At 57.1% G+C, this 19,001-nt stretch carries 14 protein-coding genes and 1 pseudogene; 6 read left to right on the top strand and 9 right to left on the bottom strand.

The window, feature by feature from the left end; genetic code table 11:
- Window positions 1-227 (top strand): annotated as a pseudogene (locus ACW9HW_RS05670) (cytochrome C oxidase Cbb3); the annotation flags it as partial.
- A gap of 335 nt (window positions 228-562) precedes the next feature.
- Window positions 563-1,216, top strand: coding sequence for a cysteine hydrolase (locus tag ACW9HW_RS05675; protein ID WP_457398896.1), 654 nt, complete (start codon window positions 563-565; stop codon window positions 1,214-1,216).
- A 16-nt stretch (window positions 1,217-1,232) separates the two neighbouring features.
- On the opposite strand, the gene ACW9HW_RS05680 is transcribed toward ACW9HW_RS05675, so the two are convergent.
- The 8 genes from ACW9HW_RS05680 to ACW9HW_RS05715 all read right to left on the bottom strand — a co-directional run bounded on the left by ACW9HW_RS05680 (window position 1,233) and on the right by ACW9HW_RS05715 (window position 10,523).
- Window positions 1,233-4,166, bottom strand: a complete 2,934-nt coding sequence (locus ACW9HW_RS05680; RefSeq protein WP_457398846.1) for a winged helix-turn-helix domain-containing protein — start codon at window positions 4,164-4,166, stop codon at window positions 1,233-1,235.
- Between the two features lie 401 nt (window positions 4,167-4,567).
- The gene (locus ACW9HW_RS05685; RefSeq protein WP_457398847.1) at window positions 4,568-5,869 is read right to left on the bottom strand and encodes an MSMEG_0569 family flavin-dependent oxidoreductase; all 1,302 of its coding nucleotides are present in this window, start codon (window positions 5,867-5,869) and stop codon (window positions 4,568-4,570) included.
- Between the two features lie 51 nt (window positions 5,870-5,920).
- Window positions 5,921-6,256 carry an MSMEG_0570 family nitrogen starvation response protein gene (locus tag ACW9HW_RS05690; protein ID WP_457398848.1) on the bottom strand — a complete coding sequence of 112 codons (336 nt, stop codon included), beginning with the start codon at window positions 6,254-6,256 and terminating at the stop codon, window positions 5,921-5,923.
- 1 nt (window position 6,257) lies between these two features.
- Window positions 6,258-7,289, bottom strand: coding sequence for a sll0787 family AIR synthase-like protein (locus tag ACW9HW_RS05695; RefSeq protein ID WP_457398850.1), 1,032 nt, complete (start codon window positions 7,287-7,289; stop codon window positions 6,258-6,260).
- Window positions 7,282-7,842, bottom strand: a complete 561-nt coding sequence (locus tag ACW9HW_RS05700) for an MSMEG_0567/Sll0786 family nitrogen starvation N-acetyltransferase (RefSeq protein ID WP_457398851.1) — start codon at window positions 7,840-7,842, stop codon at window positions 7,282-7,284. Before ACW9HW_RS05700 ends, ACW9HW_RS05695 begins: the two co-directional genes overlap by 8 nt.
- A gap of 14 nt (window positions 7,843-7,856) precedes the next feature.
- On the bottom strand, window positions 7,857-8,939 hold the full coding sequence (locus ACW9HW_RS05705) for an MSMEG_0568 family radical SAM protein (protein ID WP_457398853.1): 1,083 nt from the start codon (window positions 8,937-8,939) through the stop codon (window positions 7,857-7,859).
- Window positions 8,926-9,903 carry a Nit6803 family nitrilase gene (locus ACW9HW_RS05710; RefSeq protein WP_457398854.1) on the bottom strand — a complete coding sequence of 326 codons (978 nt, stop codon included), beginning with the start codon at window positions 9,901-9,903 and terminating at the stop codon, window positions 8,926-8,928. The genes ACW9HW_RS05705 and ACW9HW_RS05710 overlap by 14 nt, the downstream gene beginning before the upstream one ends.
- Window positions 9,904-10,040: 137 nt before the next feature.
- Window positions 10,041-10,523 (bottom strand): MSMEG_0572/Sll0783 family nitrogen starvation response protein, encoded by a 483-nt coding sequence (locus ACW9HW_RS05715; RefSeq protein WP_007969977.1) that lies wholly within the window; start codon window positions 10,521-10,523, stop codon window positions 10,041-10,043.
- Window positions 10,524-10,765: 242 nt separating this feature from the next.
- On the opposite strand from ACW9HW_RS05715, the gene ACW9HW_RS05720 reads away from it, so the two are divergent.
- The 3 genes from ACW9HW_RS05720 (at window position 10,766) to scpA (ending at window position 15,888) form a co-directional block, all read left to right on the top strand.
- Window positions 10,766-12,673 carry a sigma 54-interacting transcriptional regulator gene (locus tag ACW9HW_RS05720; RefSeq protein WP_457398855.1) on the top strand — a complete coding sequence of 636 codons (1,908 nt, stop codon included), beginning with the start codon at window positions 10,766-10,768 and terminating at the stop codon, window positions 12,671-12,673.
- Window positions 12,674-12,922: 249 nt separating this feature from the next.
- Entirely contained in the window at window positions 12,923-13,783 is an 861-nt protein-coding gene (locus ACW9HW_RS05725; protein ID WP_457398857.1) for a Pnap_2097 family protein, read from the top strand.
- Entirely contained in the window at window positions 13,780-15,888 is a 2,109-nt protein-coding gene (gene scpA, locus ACW9HW_RS05730; RefSeq protein ID WP_457398859.1) for a methylmalonyl-CoA mutase, read from the top strand. Before ACW9HW_RS05725 ends, scpA begins: the two co-directional genes overlap by 4 nt.
- 23 nt (window positions 15,889-15,911) lie before the next feature.
- Here the strand turns inward: scpA and ACW9HW_RS05735 are convergent, their stop codons facing one another.
- A complete protein-coding gene (locus ACW9HW_RS05735; RefSeq protein WP_457398861.1) occupies window positions 15,912-18,476 on the bottom strand; it encodes an EAL domain-containing protein in 2,565 nt (854 codons plus the stop codon).
- A gap of 318 nt (window positions 18,477-18,794) precedes the next feature.
- On the opposite strand from ACW9HW_RS05735, the gene ACW9HW_RS05740 reads away from it, so the two are divergent.
- The gene (locus ACW9HW_RS05740; protein WP_095194320.1) at window positions 18,795-18,983 is read left to right on the top strand and encodes a ribbon-helix-helix protein, CopG family; all 189 of its coding nucleotides are present in this window, start codon (window positions 18,795-18,797) and stop codon (window positions 18,981-18,983) included.
- Window positions 18,984-19,001 lie beyond the last annotated feature (18 nt).

Here is a 19,001-nt window from a genome sequence, read left to right on the forward strand (position 1 = left end):
GGGTCAATGGCATCACCCAGGGCCTGATGTGGCGCGCAATCAACGACGACGGCACGCTGACCTACTCCTTTGTTGAAGGTTTGCAGGCCAGCCATCCGGGCTTCGTGGTGCGCTTCGCCGGGGGCGTGTTCTTCCTCGGCGGCATGTTGTTGCTGGCTTACAACGTCTGGCGCACCGTCCGGATGGCCGATGCGGCTATGGCTGAGCGCGAAGCGCAGATTACCTGAGCAGCAGAGCTGCTGCTGGCCGCGTCTCGAAGATGTAAGTGCCCAACGCAACACTGAGGGTTTTACCCCGGTGCGCCCCATGAGCTGGCAGAAACCCATCGCGAGCAATCAAACAAGGATTTGCTGGTGTTCTTGCATAGCGGACTGCCCCACAACGACTGGAGATAAAAATGTCCAATAAATTCCTCCCCATCATAGGTCGACGCTCTTTTGTAACTGGCGCGATGATCGCCGCAGCCGCCTCCGCGCTGCCCTCCTTTGCCGACGACAAACCGGCGACCTCACCCAAAGAAAAATACGCTGATCCGAAAAATCCGGCGCTCCCCAAGTCGTCAATGAAACTAGACATCGCCCACGCGGCTCTGGTTGTCATTGACCCGCAAATTGACTTCATGAGCGATAAGGGTAAGGCCTGGGCCGTGGTGGGAGAAAGTGTGACCGAGCAAAACCTGGTGGCCAATTTGCTACGCTTGTTCAAAGCAGCGAAAGCAGCGGATATCACCGTGGCCATCTCGCCGCATTACTACTACCCCCACGATCACGCTTGGCAGATCCAGGGACCCGCTGAGCAATTCCAGCACGACATCAAGATATTCGATCGCCCAAGCGCCCTGAGCCTTGAAGGTTTTCTCAACTCCGGGAGCGATTTCATGCCTGAATTCAAACCCTACATCGAGGACAACAAAACCATAGTCTGCTCACCCCATAAACTGTACGGCCCGCAAGTCAATGACTTGACCCTGCAACTACGCAAACAGCATGTCGACCAAGTGATACTGGTAGGTATGCTCGCCAATCTCTGCGTCGAATCCCACCTGCGCGATTTACTTGAGCAGGGCTTTGAGGTTGCCGTGGTACGCGATGCCGTAGCAGGGCCAAAACTGCCCGAAGGAGATGGATATCAGGCCGCGCTGATCAATTACCGCTTCATGGCCAATGCTCTGTGGACCACAGACGAAGCCGTAGCATTACTCGCAGGTAAGGCCTGATCCCCTTTCTCCGGATTTAGCGAGGGCCGTTAATGAGGCTGTCCCAAGTGGCGCCTGGCAGGTTTTGCGCGTGTGGCAGTTTGTGAAGCAACTGCCTGGCGGTGCGCAGATCAACGGAGTCGAAACCCTCGCTGAATCGTCGGTAGACTTGCCAAATCAACTCGTAGGCTTCGCTGTTTCGCCCCTGCAAAACGCGCAACTTTGCCAGCGTGATAGAAGCACGCAATTCCCACCCCAAAGCAGTCTGACGGCGCGCGCAATTCAACGATCGTTGAATACAAGCCTCTGCTCGCTCGAAGTCCGGCGTAGATTGCGTCGAGTATATCTCTGCGGCAATACGCAGCACCTCCGGGGTATCAAATGTTTCACCGTTATCTTCGACCATGCATTGTGCGCCAACGATCATCTGACGGGCGTTGTCGTACTCGCCCCGCATTGCCAGCCCCTCTGCCAGGCTTTTCATGAACATCGTACTGAGGACTTGATGATTTTCCTCATTTAATACACTCAAGCACTGTTGCAGCAGAACCACACCGCAATCCACACGGCCCTGACGGATCATTAAAATACCTTTAAGCCCCATACCAACGGCCTGATCCGGATTAAGTGCATTTTTTCTGGCGTTGAGCATCAGTTTTTCGATAGTCCTTTCAGCGGTAACCCAATCGCCCACCCAGAGAAACACCGTCGATACGTAAATCAAGGAAATGCAGATGGTCACCGGATGTTTTAGATTCTGCGCATCCTCCAGCGCCTGGTGGGCAATCACCACCGCCTGATCCGGGTAACCTCGCAACCACAAGGTTCGGGCCAGGGACACCAGTGCACGAATCTGATGGTCGTAGCCGAAATAAATAGCATCGCCATGCGGTTGTGACGACACCATGTTCAGCCCGTCCGTACATAGCTGCTGCGCCTGCGCCTGCCGACCAACAAGATGACAAGAAACCCCCAACATCCATTTTGCCATGGCAATACCCGCTGGACCGGAGACTCGCGTGCTGACTTCCATATTCTTGTGGGCTATTTGAAGCGCTTTCTGAAAATCTCCCGCCCGTGTCAAAAAGATGTTCAACCCCGCCAACAAACGCAATTGCCGCGGTGCATCATTGAGACATTCACCTAGCTCTATCCCGCGAATCAAAGCCCTGTGCACCGTCAAAGAGTTGCCGTGAGTGAACATCGAGGAGATGGCCGACGCTTCTTGCAGAATAATCTCTTGCGAACTGCCACCTGTGTTGTCCAGCACGGATAACGCCTGCTCACTCCAGCGCAGGCACTCATTGAGCATCGACAGCCCCAAAAACAGCGGCACCGCCGCCACGGCAAGGCGAATACCGATCTTCAGGTTTTCCGTTTCGGAAAATGACCACTCCAGCGCCGCGCGTAAATTACCCAGATGCTCAAGATAACGGTGAGCGTGCTCATACTCCAGAAAGGAGACCGAGTTCACATCAAGTCGCTCTAACAGTGCAATCTGATGAAGCGCATGCCGCCTGGCCATTTCCCCAGCCTCGCCACTCTGGCGCAGTTTATCCAGGGCATAGACTCGCGTGGTGTCGAGCATTCGATAACGCATGGAACGGCCTGTGGGTTGTGCCGAGAGCAATGACTTCGCCACCAACCGCCCAATCATATCGATGACCTGTGTCTCGTCAGCACCAGAATCCAGCACCACTTCTGTGGCCGTGGTGAGAGAGAAAACGCCACTGAATATCGATAGCCGACGGAGCACCATCGCCTCCATCGAGGATAGGAGGTTGTAACTCCAATCGAGCATCGCGTTAAGGGTCTGGTGTCGCGGAAGTGCAATTCGCCGACCACTCCAGAACAGACTGAAACGACTGTTCAACAACTCGGCAGTGCCCTGGATGCCATAGGCGTCGACCCGGCCCGCCCCCAACTCGATGGCTAACGCCACACCGTCGAGTTTGCGGCAGATTTGCGCGACAACTGGCGCATCCTCGTCACTCAGAATTAGGGGAACACCACCTGTCGAAGCCCTTTCTACAAACAATTGAACGGCCGAAAACCCTAAAGCAGTGGCCGCAGACAGATCGCTTTGCTCTGGGGGGCAAGCCAATGGACACAAGCGGTGAACGTTCTCACCTTCAGCTTGAAGGGGTTCACGACTGCTGGCGAGAATGTGCACTTGCACCGCCTCACCGAAGAGCCTTTCTGTCAGCGCTGCAACTGCGTCGATCAAATGCTCACAACTATCAAGCACCAGGAGCAAGCGTTTACTCTTCAAAAACACCACGAGTTCACGGGTGTTATCGGTGCCTTTGCAGTTGGCACCAAAGGCCGAAGCCAATGTCCCCACCAACAATGCCGGATCGGTAACGGAGCCTAGATCGAGAAAGTACACAGCCCCCTCGAAATGCGACAGTAATGTGTGCGCAACTGCAACAGCCACGGTGGTTTTACCCATTCCTCCTGGACCCGTTATGGTGATGAATCGCTGTCGTTTCAGGCTATTGGCGAGATAACAAACCGTGTCATCCCGACCGACCATTCTCGCTAGACGCGGAGGCAACCCTTCGCCGGACCATACTTGCAAAGGCAAAAGTTGCGTTATGGAGCCCACGGAGCTGGGCAAAATGACAGGAGCAACAAAGCTATAGCCTCGACCAGGGGCATTGACCACAAAATGGACGTCCGACTCACCGCATGACAGAGCCTTGCGCAGGCCACAAATGTGTACTCGCAAGCTACTGCTTTCAACAACCACCTCCTGCCAGACGATCCTGATCAGTTCCCGGTTACTTACCACTTTTCCAGCGTTGGCGATCAGGACAAGCAGGATATCGAGCGAACGACCACCGATTTCAACGCGGCTCCCTTCCTTCAGCAACAACCGTTTGGTGGGGAAAAACTGGAAATCGCCGAAACGGATCTCGTCCGGAACGAGACGCTGCGCATCTTCAACATCGAGACTCAGACTATCCATCTTGCAAATACTCACTGCACAGAAGATAAAAAGTCTGAGGGAAGGCATTCAAGTGGACAGGACTGGGGTTGATCCCGCCGTTATCGAATGCGTCAGACAATCGATTGTTCGGATCCGTCGAAAATGAATCGCTCAAGATTGCAGTGTAGGGCAGGAATGCTATGACCATTACCCGAACAAAGGTAGGGCCACAAGACCGAGGGTCGAGAAGCTGAGTTAGACCTCGATAATACTGCCTTTAACGACACCTCAAGTGAGTAGCGAATGAGGGTCGTCAGCATCGAAAATACCGGACTCTGTGGGCCATGCAGAGATTTGGTCAGGAATGGGTGATGTGGACACATTGCGTGATTAAGCGGGTGCTCAAACGCCTCTGGCACGCAGAGGCGTTGTGCTCTCGCCTAGCCAGCCACCGAACGGCGTTGCCGCATGGTGCTCCCCAGCGCGCCTTCGGCCATGTGCTGTACCAGATACTCCGCGTCCCGCGCCACGCCTGAAAAACGCCCCGAACCCCAAGTGTATAACCAGGGCAATCCCAGGAAGTACAGACCAGGCTGCGCTGTCACTCCACGTTGGTGGCCAGGATGACCACGACCGTTGAACACCGGAGCCTCGACCCAGGTAAAGTCCGGGCTGAAGCCGATGCACCAAATGATGCTGGTAATGCCCTCGCCTTGCAGATCCAGCTCGCTGCGCTCTTTCCCGGGCACCCAATCCGGCTCATAACGAGCTCCTGCCGGAGCATCAATCGAGTGCTGTTCGATGTACTTGTCGATGGATGCATTGATCCGGTTATAGACCGCATCGGCATTGTCGAGGCTCTCGCCCAGGTTGTTGGCGAACTGCATGACTGTGCCCTGCAATCCATCGAGACGACCGAACAACTCCATGCCTTCGAGGGCGAATTTGCGCAGGTCGATATCACGGCCACCATCGCGACCGGTGACATAGTGGTTGGTGTTGTCGCGTACACCCTCACGCAGCGGGTGCGTGTCGACGCCAATCTCGTAGTAGCCCATTTCTGCCAGCCAATCGACCACGTCCTTGCCACGGTAAAAGCGCGCACAACGGGGCGCATCACCGACAGCCAGATAAACCTTGCGACCAGCCAGATGCAAATCTTCAGCAATTTGCGCACCCGACTGTCCGGAACCGACCACCAGCACATTGCCGGCCGGCAACGCTTGGGGATTGCGGTATTGTTCGGAGTGAATCTGATGAATGCCGGCCGGCAAACGCTCAGCCAGACGCGGAATGATCGGCGTGTGATAGCCGCCCGACGCAACAATCACCTGATCAGCGGTGAATTCACCCTGCGAGGTGTGCACCTCGAAACCACCGAGGCTGCGTGGCACCACGCGTTGCACCGTGACACCTTCACGGGCCGGGGCGTTGACCGATTTGACGAAGCCCGCCAGGTATTCGTTGATCTCGTCTTTCTTCATGAAGCCGTGAGGATCGCTGCCGCCGAATCCTTCGGTATAGGTGTAACCCGGCAATGCACACTGCCAGTTGGGCGTCACCAGACTAAAGGCATCCCAACGCTGGTTACGCCAGGTGTGGGTCAGGCTGTGCTTCTCCAATACCAGATGCTCGATACCCTGCTGTTGCAGGTAGTAGCTGGCAGATAAACCCGCCTGGCCACCGCCGACGACGATCACGCTGTGGTGTGGAGGTTTGATTGAAGTGAGGTGACTGGTCATCGGGTGCTCCGGTACTGGGTAATGAAAAGGGTTAAGGGAAAAATCGATGAATCAGAAGGAACTCCAGCAGGCGCCGACCACCTGGCCGGCGCCCTCGGTTCGCATGCTGAGAACGTCAACCTGGCCGTCAATGTGGGTGGGCTCGCTCAAATAACTGGCCTGGCCCTTGAGCGAGCTCAAGGTGTCCATCGCCGAACTGCAATAGAAGCCCTTGACCTGCTTGACCCGCTCCGAGGCACTGTTCAATGCGCTTTCGATGCGTTGCAGAAAGTCCGCCAGCGGGTAACTGGCGCCCTCCTCCAGGTATTGATAAATCACGGTCGAGGGTGAATAACCGGTTGCTTCCCGGCCATTGGGCCAGCGGATTTTGAAATTGACGGCGGGCATGTCAGTGCTCCTGTTGATCAAGGTTCAAGGGCGTCAGATCGAGATGGGGGTAGCTGAAACCGGTAAATGGCTGCTCGCGCAGGTTCCAGAATTCGCCGTGTTGCTCACCGAGCCGGACGTTCAACACTCCGCTGGAATTGACCTGTGCGATGCGTTCACAACGCACGCCTTCAACGGTAAAAGCAGCCTGCACCTGCGCCCAGTCACGTTCCTGGAGCGTCAGCAAAAAGCCGTAGCTGGGGAACACCTGTAACCAGCGAGCGAGGTCGGCATCTTCCGGACACGGCAGTGCGGCCAAATCGATCGTTGTGCCACAGCCGGTGGCTTCCAGCAGCATCAACAGACTGCCGAGTACCCCGGCGTTACTGATGTCTTTGGCCGCTCGCAGCAGGCCGGCTTCTGCCAGGCGCGGCAGCACTTCGAGCTTGCTGCGCAGGCGCTCGGCGGGTACGCCTTCGAAGGCTTTCCAATAGGTACTGTCGGCATGCCAATGCCCTTCAAGGTCAACCGCCATGGCGATGACCTGGCCAGGCGCAACATGCAGTGTGGACAGCAACTTTTGCGCAACACCGGTAATCGCTACCGCCAGTGCGGCGCGATTGCCCGCCGCCAGGCTTGTGTGCCCACCGGCAAGCAATAATCCGTAGGCCTCGCACGCGGCGCGGATGCCTGCCAGCACCTGTTGCGCGGCAGCGTTATCGTGATGCCAATAAGCGTTGACCACCGCCGTCGCGCGACCACCCATGGCCGTAATGTCGCTGACATTAGCCATCACCGCTGACCAACCGGAAAACCACGGTGCCGCCTCGACGAACGCCGGCAACATGCCTTCGATAGCCAGTAGCTGAAAATGATCGCCAGTGGCAATCGCTGCTGTGTCATCACCGGGCAATGCGTAAAGTTGCTCGCGACTCAGGGTTTGTTTCGGGCTGCCGATCACGCCGGCAGGTTGCTGAATCGCCTGTTTTGAACGCATCGCGGGCGTGCTGCGCACTCTGTCGAGCAGTGCCGTCAAATCAGCCTTTTCAATCATGGCGAGCCACCTTCAGTGCTCGCAATGAAACCTGTCGCGGCATCAGCGGGTAGCTCGGCAGGACCGCCTGCATCAAGCAATGCGGCTGGCCATGCAACTCCATGTGTTCGAGGGTTTGCCAGTGCAAGGCATGAAAATAGGTTTCGTTCTGCGTCTGTACCGTGGCGCGAAACACCTCACACCCCAACTCCTTGGCCCGCGACACGGCTTCATTGACCAACGCTTTGCCAATCATGCTGTGCCGTCGATACGCCGGGGCCACGCACAATCGCCCGCCAATCCAAAGCCCCGGCTGCGGCTGATAGATGCGCACCGCACCCACTACCTGATCGCAGATCCCGCAATTGCCCGCCAGGGCGACGATGGCAATCGCTTGAAAATCATGGCTGTCCTTGTCCCGGACCAGCAGTTGTTGTTCATCGGAAAACACCGAGCGCCGCAGGGCAAAGTAGGCTTGTTTCTCCCAGTGTTCACTGGCGGGCTTGACCAGCAGTTCACCCGCGCGGAACGGTTCGAAGGTGCTGTCGACCAAAGCAAAGGCGAGATTCGACATGGGCGTTCTCCGGTTTATTCGTAGCTTTTGAGGGCCGAGCACGCGCCACATTTGGCGCAACCGGCGTTGATCTGATCAGAGTGCAAACCGTGACGACGCAGGCTCGCGCCGATCTGCGGATAGAGCCTGGCCATCATCGCGCTGTCGGGTTTTGGGTGATTAGCCAGCGGTGTGCCGTCGATGGGTACGAACGGCACTACGAACGGATACACACCCAGCGCGCACAAGCGCTCGCTCATCTCGCTGATCGCTGCTTCGCTGTCACCCAGGCCAGCGAGAATGTAGGTGCTGACCTGGCCCCGACCGAACACCTCAACCGCCGCACTGAACGCTTCGAAATAGCGACTCAGCGGAACTTCGGCCTTGCCCGGCATGATCCGTTGGCGCACGTCATCAGTGACCGCTTCCAGGTGCATGCCCAGAGACACCACGCCGCTATCGGCCAGGCGCTGGAACCAGCGATCGTCGTCCGGCGGTTCGCACTGGGCCTGAATCGGCAGATCGACGGTTGCGGTTACTGCGGTGGCAGACTCACACAAAATCGCCGCACCGCGGTCCGGGGTTTGCGGGGTGCCGGTGGTCATCACCATGTGCTTGACGCCATCGAGTTCCACCGCCGCTTTTGCCACTTCAGCCAGTTGTTGCGGGCGTTTACGGGCGATGGTCTTGCCCGCGGCCAGCGACTGGCCGATAGCGCAGAACTGGCAGGAGCTGCCGCGATCATTGAAGCGAATGCAGTGCTGCAACACCGTTGTCGCCAGCACATCGCTGCTGTGCAGCGTGGCGATCTTCCAGTAAGGAATGCCATCGGTGGTACTCAAACCGTAGAACTTCGGGACGCCGGGCATCTGTACCTGACCGACCTGCAACCCCTCGCGGAAGATCAGTGCCTGACTGCCATCGGCACTGGGTTGTGCTTGATAGGGCGAATCCTGCGAGGCCTGATTGAGGATCGGCACCATCATCGTCCGGCTGCCGAAACTCAGCGCCTTGTGATCTGACGGCCCCGCGCCACCCTGTCGAGACAAGCCGTTTTGCGCGGCAGGCCAACGCACGCCATGGCATTGCAGTTCGGCCAGCAACTCATTGGTGTGCATGATCGGACTCCTCGCCGGCAACCGCCACAAGGTGCGCGGCGCGTTCATGCACATGCGCCGTGGGCGTGCGGTCGATCAACAGGCTGAGCAGTTCAGGGCGGCTGTAATGCCCGACCGAATCCATCATTCGTTTGCGCTTGTCGATCAAGGCCAGATCGAGATCGGCAATCACCACGCCTTCGCCAGAACGCAGCGGCTCACCGAGCAGTTTGCCTTCGGGAGAGACGATGGCCGTGAAGCAACCGCCCGAAATCGGGCCGATACCACAGCCGGTGTCCTGCATGATCTGGCCTTGCTGATCGGCATCCAGCCAGGCCGTGGCGTTGACCACAAAGCAACCCGACTCCAGCGCGTGATGACGGATGGTGACTTCGATTTGCTCGGCGAAAATATCGCCGACCAGCGAGCCGGGAAACATCGCGGCGTGGATCTGCTCGCCGTCCGCCATCAAGGCGTAACGGGCCAGCGGGTTGTAATGTTCCCAGCACGCCAGCGAGCCAATGCGCCCGATTGCACTGTCGATGGCACGCAGGCCTGAACCATCGCCCTGCCCCCAGACCATGCGCTCGTGGTAGGTCGGCGTGATCTTGCGTCGATGCTGAATCAGACTGCCGTCGGCATCGAACAGTAATTGCGCGTTGTAGATCGTGCCGCCATCGCGCTCATTCACCCCGATGGAAACGACCATGCCGGCTTGCTTGCAGGCTTCGCCAATCGCCAACGTGGCGGCGGACGGCACCGTGACAGACTGGTCGAGTAGCTTGAGGTGTTGCGCGCCCATGGCAAAGGCTGGCTGCACAAACGAAAAGTAGGGGTAGTAAGGCACCACCGTTTCCGGGAACACGGCGAACTGCACGCCTTGTCGACCGAGGGCGATGATCTGTTGGCAGACCTTGTCCACGGTGCCTTCGCGGCTGTAAAGCACCGGGCTGATCTGTACGGCGGCTGCGCGAATGATGGCCATGAGGGGTCCTGAGTTCGTAGTGATTTGTAGGTTTCACATCAGTCCTGTGGGAGCTGGCTTGCCTGCGATGCGGATTTCACGGTGTGTCAGGCACACCGCCATCGCGAGCAAGCCAGCCCTTACAGAGGCTTGTGCTGTCAGGCAGTCCAGGTATCGATGATCATGGCGCCTTCACGGCGCATCAGCAGCCGCAGGTCCATCACGTCCAGCGGGTTGATCGGGCGAATGCCTTCGATCAGGGCTTTTTCGGTCTGGCCGTACAACGCTTGCAGGGCGAACCGGCAGGCGTAGACCTCACCGCCTTCTTCCATGAATTGAATGAGTTGCTTGTTGACTGCCAGGTGACCGGGAAATGCTTCAGCTCCCAGGGTCGGGAAACCACGCTGCACACCCAGTTGCACGCCTGGCCCGTACAGCAGGATTTTGGTTTCAAAACCTTTGCGCAGCAGGCGCTTGGCTTGAAGCATATTGACCAGGCCAATGGAGCCTTCGAAAGCGATGGTGTGGAAGGTGATCAGGACTTTTTCGCCGGGTTCGGCTTTGATGTCCTCAAAGACTTTCTCTTCGTAATTGACGAGGAAGTCGCCGTCTTTGTAATGGGGAATATCCACGGTTGGCATAGTGTCGCTCTCCAGTTTCTTCGTGCTTGAACGTCAGCCGGTGTTAGCTGCCGGGTTGCAGGAGATAGAGCGAACGCCGTGCCAGAAAATAAAATTATTCTCCGCACTATCGTAAGTCGTTGATTAATCTGAGGATGAAAATCTGATCCGGTTTTTCATGGCGTATCTGACGCTATCGGTGAATCACGCATTCCCGTAGAAATACGAATATTCGTAGCGGCCAACAACGAGATCTCGTATCCATGAACGAATCAGACTCACTCAACGGCTGGGCCGACCTGGCGTACTCGTCACGGCACATGGTGTTCGAGCATTGCGCCGAAGCCATCGCACTGCTCAATCCGTTTTCCGATCGACTGGGCGACCTGAACATCGCCGCCTGCAAGTTGCTCGGCTACCCACGCCAGGAATTGCTGGAGCTGCCGGTCAGCAAGCTGTTCGGCCATCAATTGGCGGACCTGATCGTGTTCACCCAGGCCGTGATGGACAAAGGTCGCGGCTGGACCGAAGAGTTGAGCTGCAACTGTAAAAGCGGCGAACGTATCGAGCTGGAAATATCCGCCACGACGTTGCAAATCAAGGGCGAGCAGCAACTGATTCTGGTGCTGCGTGAGCTGAGCCATGAGAAATACCAACGCGACCAGGCCCACACCGAGCGCACCATGCGTGGCGGGCTGATTGAGTGGCGCAACATCCTCAACCTGTTCCAGGAAAGCGAGCGCGATAACCAACTGCTGCTCAGTTCCGTCGGCGATGGCATCTACAGCATCAACAGTGAAGGCCTGGCTACCTTTGTCAACCCGGCTGGCGCGCGCATGCTGGGCTGGGAACCACAGGACATGATCGGCAAAAACATTCATCGCATTCACCACCATACTCATGCGGACGGCAGCCATTACCCAGTCGAGGAATGCCCGATCTACAAGGCCGTGCGCGATGGCGTGGTCCACGAGGGACGCCAGGAGGTGTTCTGGCGCCGCGACGGCAGTTCGTTCCCGGTGGAATTCACCAGCACCCCGGTTATTTCCGATGGCCGTATCGTTGGTGCCGTGGTGGTGTTCCGCGACATTACCGAACGACGCAGCACCGAAAACCAGCTGCAAAGCGCCCTTGAAGAACTCAAGGTGCTCAAGGAAAGGCTCGAAGAGCAAAACGCGTACTTGCAGGAAGAGATTCACATCGAGCACAACTTCCGCGAGATTGTTGGCCAGAGCGAGCCGATCAGCAAAATAATCAAGCAGATTGACGTGGTCGCGCCGACGGATGCCAGCGTGCTGATCAACGGCGAGTCGGGTACGGGCAAGGAACTGATCGCCCGAGCGATCCATCAGGCCAGCCGCCGCAATGCCAGTCCGCTGATCCGGGTCAATTGCGCGGCCATCCCGGCGGAACTGTTCGAAAGCGAATTTTTCGGCCACATTCGTGGCGCCTTTACCGGTGCTGTGCGTGATCGCGTCGGGCGCTTTGAACTGGCGAATGGCGGCACGCTGTTCCTCGATGAAATCGGAGAAATCCCCCTCGAACTGCAAAGTAAACTGCTGCGGGTTTTGCAGGAAGGCCAGTTCGAACGGGTCGGCGAAGAGCGCACCCGCAAGGTTGATGTGCGGATCATTGCTGCGACGAACCGCGATCTGCGCCAGGAAGTCGCTGCGAAGCATTTCCGTGAGGATCTGTATTTCCGGCTCAACGTTTTCCCGATTCAGTCCCCAGCATTACGTGAACGTCCGATTGATATTGCACCTCTGGCCGCCCATTTCCTCAAGCAGACCAGCACGCGTTTGAACATGCCGGGGCGACGCCTGCGCAACCGCGACATCGAGCGGCTGCAACGGTATTCATGGCCGGGCAATATTCGCGAGTTGCAAAACGTCATCGAGCGCGCACTGATCACTTCCGTAGGCGCGGATCTGAACCTCGATCTGCCCGACGAACCCCACCCCGGTCCCTGCGCGCCACAGCGGCCCTCCTCCACGACCGCAATCATGACTGACGCTCAGATTCGCGAACTCGAACGCAGCAACATGGAAGCGGCGCTCAAGGCTGCGGATGGCAAGTTGTTCGGTAAAGGCGGTGCCGCTGAACTGCTGGGGCTCAAACCCACGACACTGGCTTCGAGGTTCAAGCGGCTTGAAATCAAACTGGGGGAATAATGTTGTTCCGGTGGGCCACGTAATTTCGTGACATCCACTACGAGGATTCGTATTTCTACGAACTCACGTAGCGCCTCGATACCGCCATCGCCCACCCACCAACCAAAAATTATTATTGATAATCAGATAGTTAGAACAATCCTGGAGAACTGCTGTAAATCGGCACGCCTTTCGCAATCGGGAAATCAGCCCCGTCACTTCCCCGTGACGGCTTGACCGCCCTGCGGGGCGAAATGACGGATTCCTGCCATGCCGACATCCTCAGCGTTCACCGCCACCCGTTCAGAAACCTACCTGGCTTCGATGCCCAACCTGGCGTACACCGGGTTGTCGGAAAACTGGTTGTTGAAAGAATGCGGCCATCAACACTGGCTCGCGCTAGCCCAACTACATGATCGGTCTTTGCCGGATTTTGTCGATGAGCAAGGTCGCATCGCCTATGCCGCGTTCACTGGCGTAAAGCTGTGGAATCTGAAACTGGAAGCGATCGTCGAGAATCGCCCGTTCCAGATCCATACCCGGATCGGGCGCGGTGGGCAGGCCCGGCATTACAGCGAACATGACGTCAGGCTTGGCGAGCGCATCGTGGGGCAACTGGCATTGCTGTCCACCTTCGTGAGCCGTCACGTTCCCGGCGACAATCGCAGCGTCAGCAAAGCATGTCTGAGGGACACTCAAGCACCTGTGACACAACCACCGCAGGTGTTGCAGCAACTGCACGCCGACAATCGACGCATACGTGGCGGTGACTGGCACAGTCATTACGCCATCGATCGCCAGTCAACCGAGCCGCGCGTACTGGACTTTACGCCCTGCCCTGACATCGACTTCAACGGTGCCGACCTGCTGTACTTCGCCAACTTCCAGGCCATGGTCGAGCGTGCGGAATGGGCCTTGTCGGGCTTGCGCCGACCCGGCCTCATTCGCCAGCGCGAGCTGCATTTCTACGCAAACCTTAATATCAACGACAGCTTGCAGATCCGACTGCACACGGGGCAGTCAGGTCATCGAGGGCCACACTGGTGTGAGGTATTCCGGCGCAGCGACCAATTCAAACTGGCTGACATTTTCACCCGCAAACACCATCTCTCCGAGTGCAGCCGACCATGAGCCATTCTCCTCTCTGGCGGCCTGAAGGCCTTCGACTCAAACCGCTGTATCACTGCAGTGACCTAGAAGGTCTTGAACACTTGCACAGCCTGCCCGGCAAGGTACCGTTTGTGCGTGGCCCCTATTCGAGCATGTACCCGGAAAAACCCTGGACGGTGCGCCAGTACACCGGATTTGCCGGAGCCGAGGCCAGCAACCAGCGACTGCGACAACGGCTGGCCGAAGGCGCGAAGGGGTTGTCCCTGGCCTTCGACTTGCCGACACACCGTGGCTATGACTCCAGCGATCCACAATGGCAGGCCGATGTCGGCAAGGCAGGTGTGGCCATCGACAGCGTCGAGGACATGGTGGAATTGCTGGATGGCATTGCCCTGGACCAGGTGTCGGTGTCACTCACCATGAACGGCGCGGTATTGCCCGTGCTGGCGGCCTTCATCGTTGCGGCACAAGAATCCGGTGTCGCTGCAGAGCTGCTCAGCGGCACGATCCAGAACGATATTCTCAAAGAGTTCACAGTACGCAACACCTACATTTTTGCGCCACAGCCCTCGATGCGCATCACCCTGGATGTGATCGGATACTTGAACGAACACATGCCGAGATTCAACCCGATCTCAGTGTCCGGCTACCACTTTCAGGAGGCCGGTGCCGACGCTGTGCTGGAGTTGGCGCTGACCTTGCTCAACGCCAGAACCTATGCCGAACAGGTACAGAAGAGCGGCCTGAACCTGCAACGATTCTGTGAGCGCATCAGCTTTTTTTTCGGCATCGGCAGCGATTTTTTCAGCGAAGTCGCCAAGTGTCGCGCGGCCCGTCTGCTCTGGTCCGAAATAACCCGAGACTTGGGCATCACGAGTGAAAAAGGACAGGCGTTGCGCATGCACTGCCAGACATCAGGCTGGTCGCTCAGCGCTCAGGACCCGCTCAACAATGTCGTGCGCACAACCGTCCAGGCCATGGCCGCGGTATTCGGCGGCACGCAGTCCCTTCACACCAATGCCTGGGACGAGGCCCTCACACTGCCCAGTGAAGACTCATCAAGATTGGCCAGCAATACCCAACACATCCTTCAACAGGAAACCGGACTTTGCGATGTGGTAGACCCTTGGGCGGGGTCCTACATGATGGAATCCCTGACGGCACAAATGGCTGCGCTGGTTCGCCAAAAGATTATCGAAATTGATGCCCGGGGAGACGTGTTCCAGTCGATAGCGTCCGGCTGGATCAGCCAGGCCATCCACCTCCAGGCCATGTCAACCCAGGCCCGTCTTGATTGCGGGATCCAAAGGCGTGTTGCCTCAAATGAGTCGGCGCAAGAGCCTGCGTTGCCTGTGGACAGTCAGGCACTGTGTGCCCGCCAATGCCGCCGCCTCAGCAGCCTGCGACTAAGGCGCGACACTTCCCGTGTTGAAACCCTGCTGCAGGCGATCACCGAGTGTGCATGCTCAGGCCAGGGTAATCTGCTGGAGAAGACAGTGGCTGCCATCAGGGCGCGGGCGACGCTCGGCGAATGCACCCAGGCACTGGAAAAGATGTGGCCACGCTACAGGCAAGACCTGAGTTTTCACGCCGGCCACTATGGGCCCGCTATGAGTAAGCACCCCGATTGGGCCGTGGTCTGTGCGCGCATTTCCCGCTTTATCGTTGACCATGGTCGTTCGCCCAGGATGCTGCTGACCAAGTTGGGCCAGGACGGGCATGACCGTGGTATTCGATTGATAGCCGCAGCGCTCGTCGATGCCGGCTTCGAGGTGCGCCTGCTTCCCATGTTTCAAACTCCGATTCAGTTACTGCAATCACTGGACGAAAAAGGCCAGGTGGATCTGATCGGAATTTCAAGTCTGGCCGGGGCGCACAACCAATTACTCACGGAACTGTTGAGTCTGTTGAACGAACGTGAACTCAATATTTCGGTGGTCGTGGGAGGAATCATTCCGGACGCCGATGTACAACAGCTACTGTGCCAAGGGGTCAAAGCGTGTTTCGGTCCGGGCCAGGAAGTGATTGAAATCATCGAGCAGTTGGTCGGTCTGCTCCAGCTCCCTGATGCGCAGATCCTTGCATCTACGACACTGGCCAGGGCAAACGCGATTTCCGATAGTTAGCCAGTTAAATCCTAGCGTCGCGTTCAATCATGACCGTACGCTGTGAACCATTGTTCAAAATCCCGGCAAGACAGTGGCGCTGAAAAAAAGTTACCTTGCCCGATCTTGTAGCCTTGGGCTTTGAGAATCTCACACTGAATAGCGTGCTCAATACCTTCAGCCACTACGTGCAACGAAAGCCCTCTGCCTATTGCAATGACGGACTCGCTTAAAGCGCGGCAGGACATGTCGTGTTCCAGATCGTCGACAAAGCTCTTGTCCAGTTTCAGCTCGCTGATTGGCAGGTGCCGTAAATACCCAAGGCTGGAATAACCTGTACCAAAATCATCAATGGCCAGTCGTACTCCCAACGCATGCAAATCCCGGATGGCTTGCTCGGCCCCAAGACTGTCGCTCAGCAACACACCCTCGGTCACTTCCACGCATAAATTGACGGGCTGCAAGCCACAACGTTGCAGTTGTTGAGCAATCAGCGTCGCCAGGTTCAGGTTGTGAAAATTGATGGGCGAGAGGTTGATCGACACGGACGGAATCTGCAAACCGTGCCGCTGCCACTGGGCAAGCTGTTCACAGGCCTCGCGCAACACCCATTGACTCAGGTCATTGATCAGCCCGCATTCCTCGGCAAGCGGAATAAATTGCATTGGCGAGATCGTTCCGAGTGTCGGGTGTGCCCAACGCGCCAGTGCCTCAACACCGACCAGACGCCCGCTGTTCAGGTCGATTTGTGGCTGATAATGGAGTGACAGGCCACTGTCAGTGAGCGCTTTGCGCAGTTCTGTTTCCAGCATCAATCGCCCTTGAGCGAGTCTGTTCATCTCTTCAAGAAAGAAACTGAAGGTCCCCCGCTCGGCCCGTTTGGCCTGGTACATGGCAATGTCAGCGCAATGCAACAGACTCTCCATGTCTTGACCATCCCCTGGGAACAGGCTGATGCCGATGCTGGCGGAAACAACGATAGAAGTGCCCGCAATCGTCGTCGGCGCCTTCAGGATCATCATCAGTCGCTCAAGAAAGATCGTGACCTGTGTCGCATTCATCCGCGGCAGTACCAACACGAACTCATCACCGGATAAACGCCCAACGAAATCAGACTCTCGAAGCACGCTGCGTAACCGTTGGGCCATGACTCGCAGCAACTCGTCTCCTGACGCGTGCCCCAAGGCGTCGTTGACCTGTTTGAATCGGTCTAGATCGATAAACAGAACGGCAAGCTCTGCAGCCTCTCGAGTCATTTCGAGAATGCATTTGTGTGCTTGGGAAAGCAGGTAGTTTCGGTTGGGCAAGCCGGTCAACGCATCGTAGAAAGCCATTCTTCGAATGGACTGGCGCGCCTCCTCCCGCTCAAGTGCCAACATGCACAAGTGCGTCCCTGCCGACACCAAATGAGCGTGCAAGGGGTCGGGGCCGCGGCTTTCCCTGAAGTAGAGCGCAAAGGTCGCCGCAATCCGTCCCGCGCCGTTGCGCACAGGAATAGACCAACAAGCCCGCAAGCCTGACTGTTTCGCCAGACATTTGTACTCAGCCCACAGCGGGTCATTATTGATGTCGGTTACCAGAACCGGCTCACCCCGATAGGCGGCCGTGCCGCAGGAACCCGCCACAGGACCGATGGATAATCCTTCAATGGCCCTGGAGTAATCGGTGGGCAAGCCTGGACTGGCTAGCGGGTGCAAGATCCCCTCCTCGTCCACGCTCAGGATCGAGACAATGACTTCGGGGGCGATGCGCTCAATTTCGTGGCACATCATGGTTAGCACGCTCTCCAGGGGTTCCTCTTTCAGCAGTGCACCAATGACCCTCTCCTGCAGGACTTCATGCAGTTTTGACTGGGTAATGTCGGTCAATACGATCACGACATTTTCGAGCAAGCCTTGCGCGTCGAACACGGGTGTTGATGAGACGTGCACCCATAGTCGTTGACCGTTGCGCTTGCTGATCAAGGCGCTTACATCATGAGGTTGACCACAGAGAATGCCTTCCAGCCCTGGTTCCGCAGGCGCTTGCGCAGGAACATCGGAGACGAAGAACATCAGGGGTGACTGCCCGATCATTTCCTCACGGGAATAGCCCAGCAGCCGAATCAGCCCATCGTTGACATAGATAAGGTATGAGTTCGCGTCAACAATACAGGTGGCCGAACTGGTGACATTGACCGACATCGACAGCAAGCCGCGTTCGATGTCGTTCAAGCGTAATTGCGTTATATCCTTGAGGAAGGCCGCGTACAGGATTCGGTCATGAAGAGCGATTTTCGAGATAGACATAGAGCCCCAGCGCTCCTCGCCATCCTCACGCTCGATTCGGACATCCCGACTGACGCCCACGATTTTGTTGATCCCCGTCTCGCGGTTGGCACTGATATAGCCATCATGATGGGCGCGTAATGTGTGAGGGACCAGGGTGCTGACATTTCGACCCAGCACGTCAATCCGCGAACAGCCCCAAAACGTCTCGGCGGCGCTATTGAAAAACACCACCCGGTTGTGATCATCAATGATCACAACCGCATCGATCGCCTGCTCCAATGTTTGTATGAAAAAGTCTTCCGCCTCTGCGTCACTCGTCAGTCCGACTTTTGCATTCATTGCTGCTACTTTCCATACGGCCACCGGGCTTTATCCTTAAAGGCCTGTGGAGCACCAAAAGAGCCCTCTTCACTAGAGGGTGAGCGCAACATTCAATACTGGATCCTGATGCCAAAAAACGCGGTTCTGCCTGCCTCGGGACACAAGATCACAACAGTGCTCAGTCTCAAAGACTCAGGATAGCCCTGAAGTCTTTCCCGGTCGCACATGACTGATCACAATCGACCGGCCGAACGACCCACGGTCGTAACAGTGACAGCACCGGACAAGGCAATTACAATTTGATTAACATCTAGCGATTGAGTGATTGAATACCCCATGGAAAGCAAGACTGCGCGCCTCACTGTGCTCATTGATCCCATCAAGAAAAAAGCGTTCGAGGAGCTCTGTGCAGCACAGGATTTGACGCCTTCGCAGGTGGTCCGCCAGCTGATTCGTGACTACCTGGACGCCCACGGCGCCAGCTATTCGACCAAAAGCAAGCACGCCACCAGCACCAAGCCATAACCCGGCACGGACCGTCAG

This window comes from Pseudomonas sp. SDO5532_S415 (assembly GCF_054071155.1).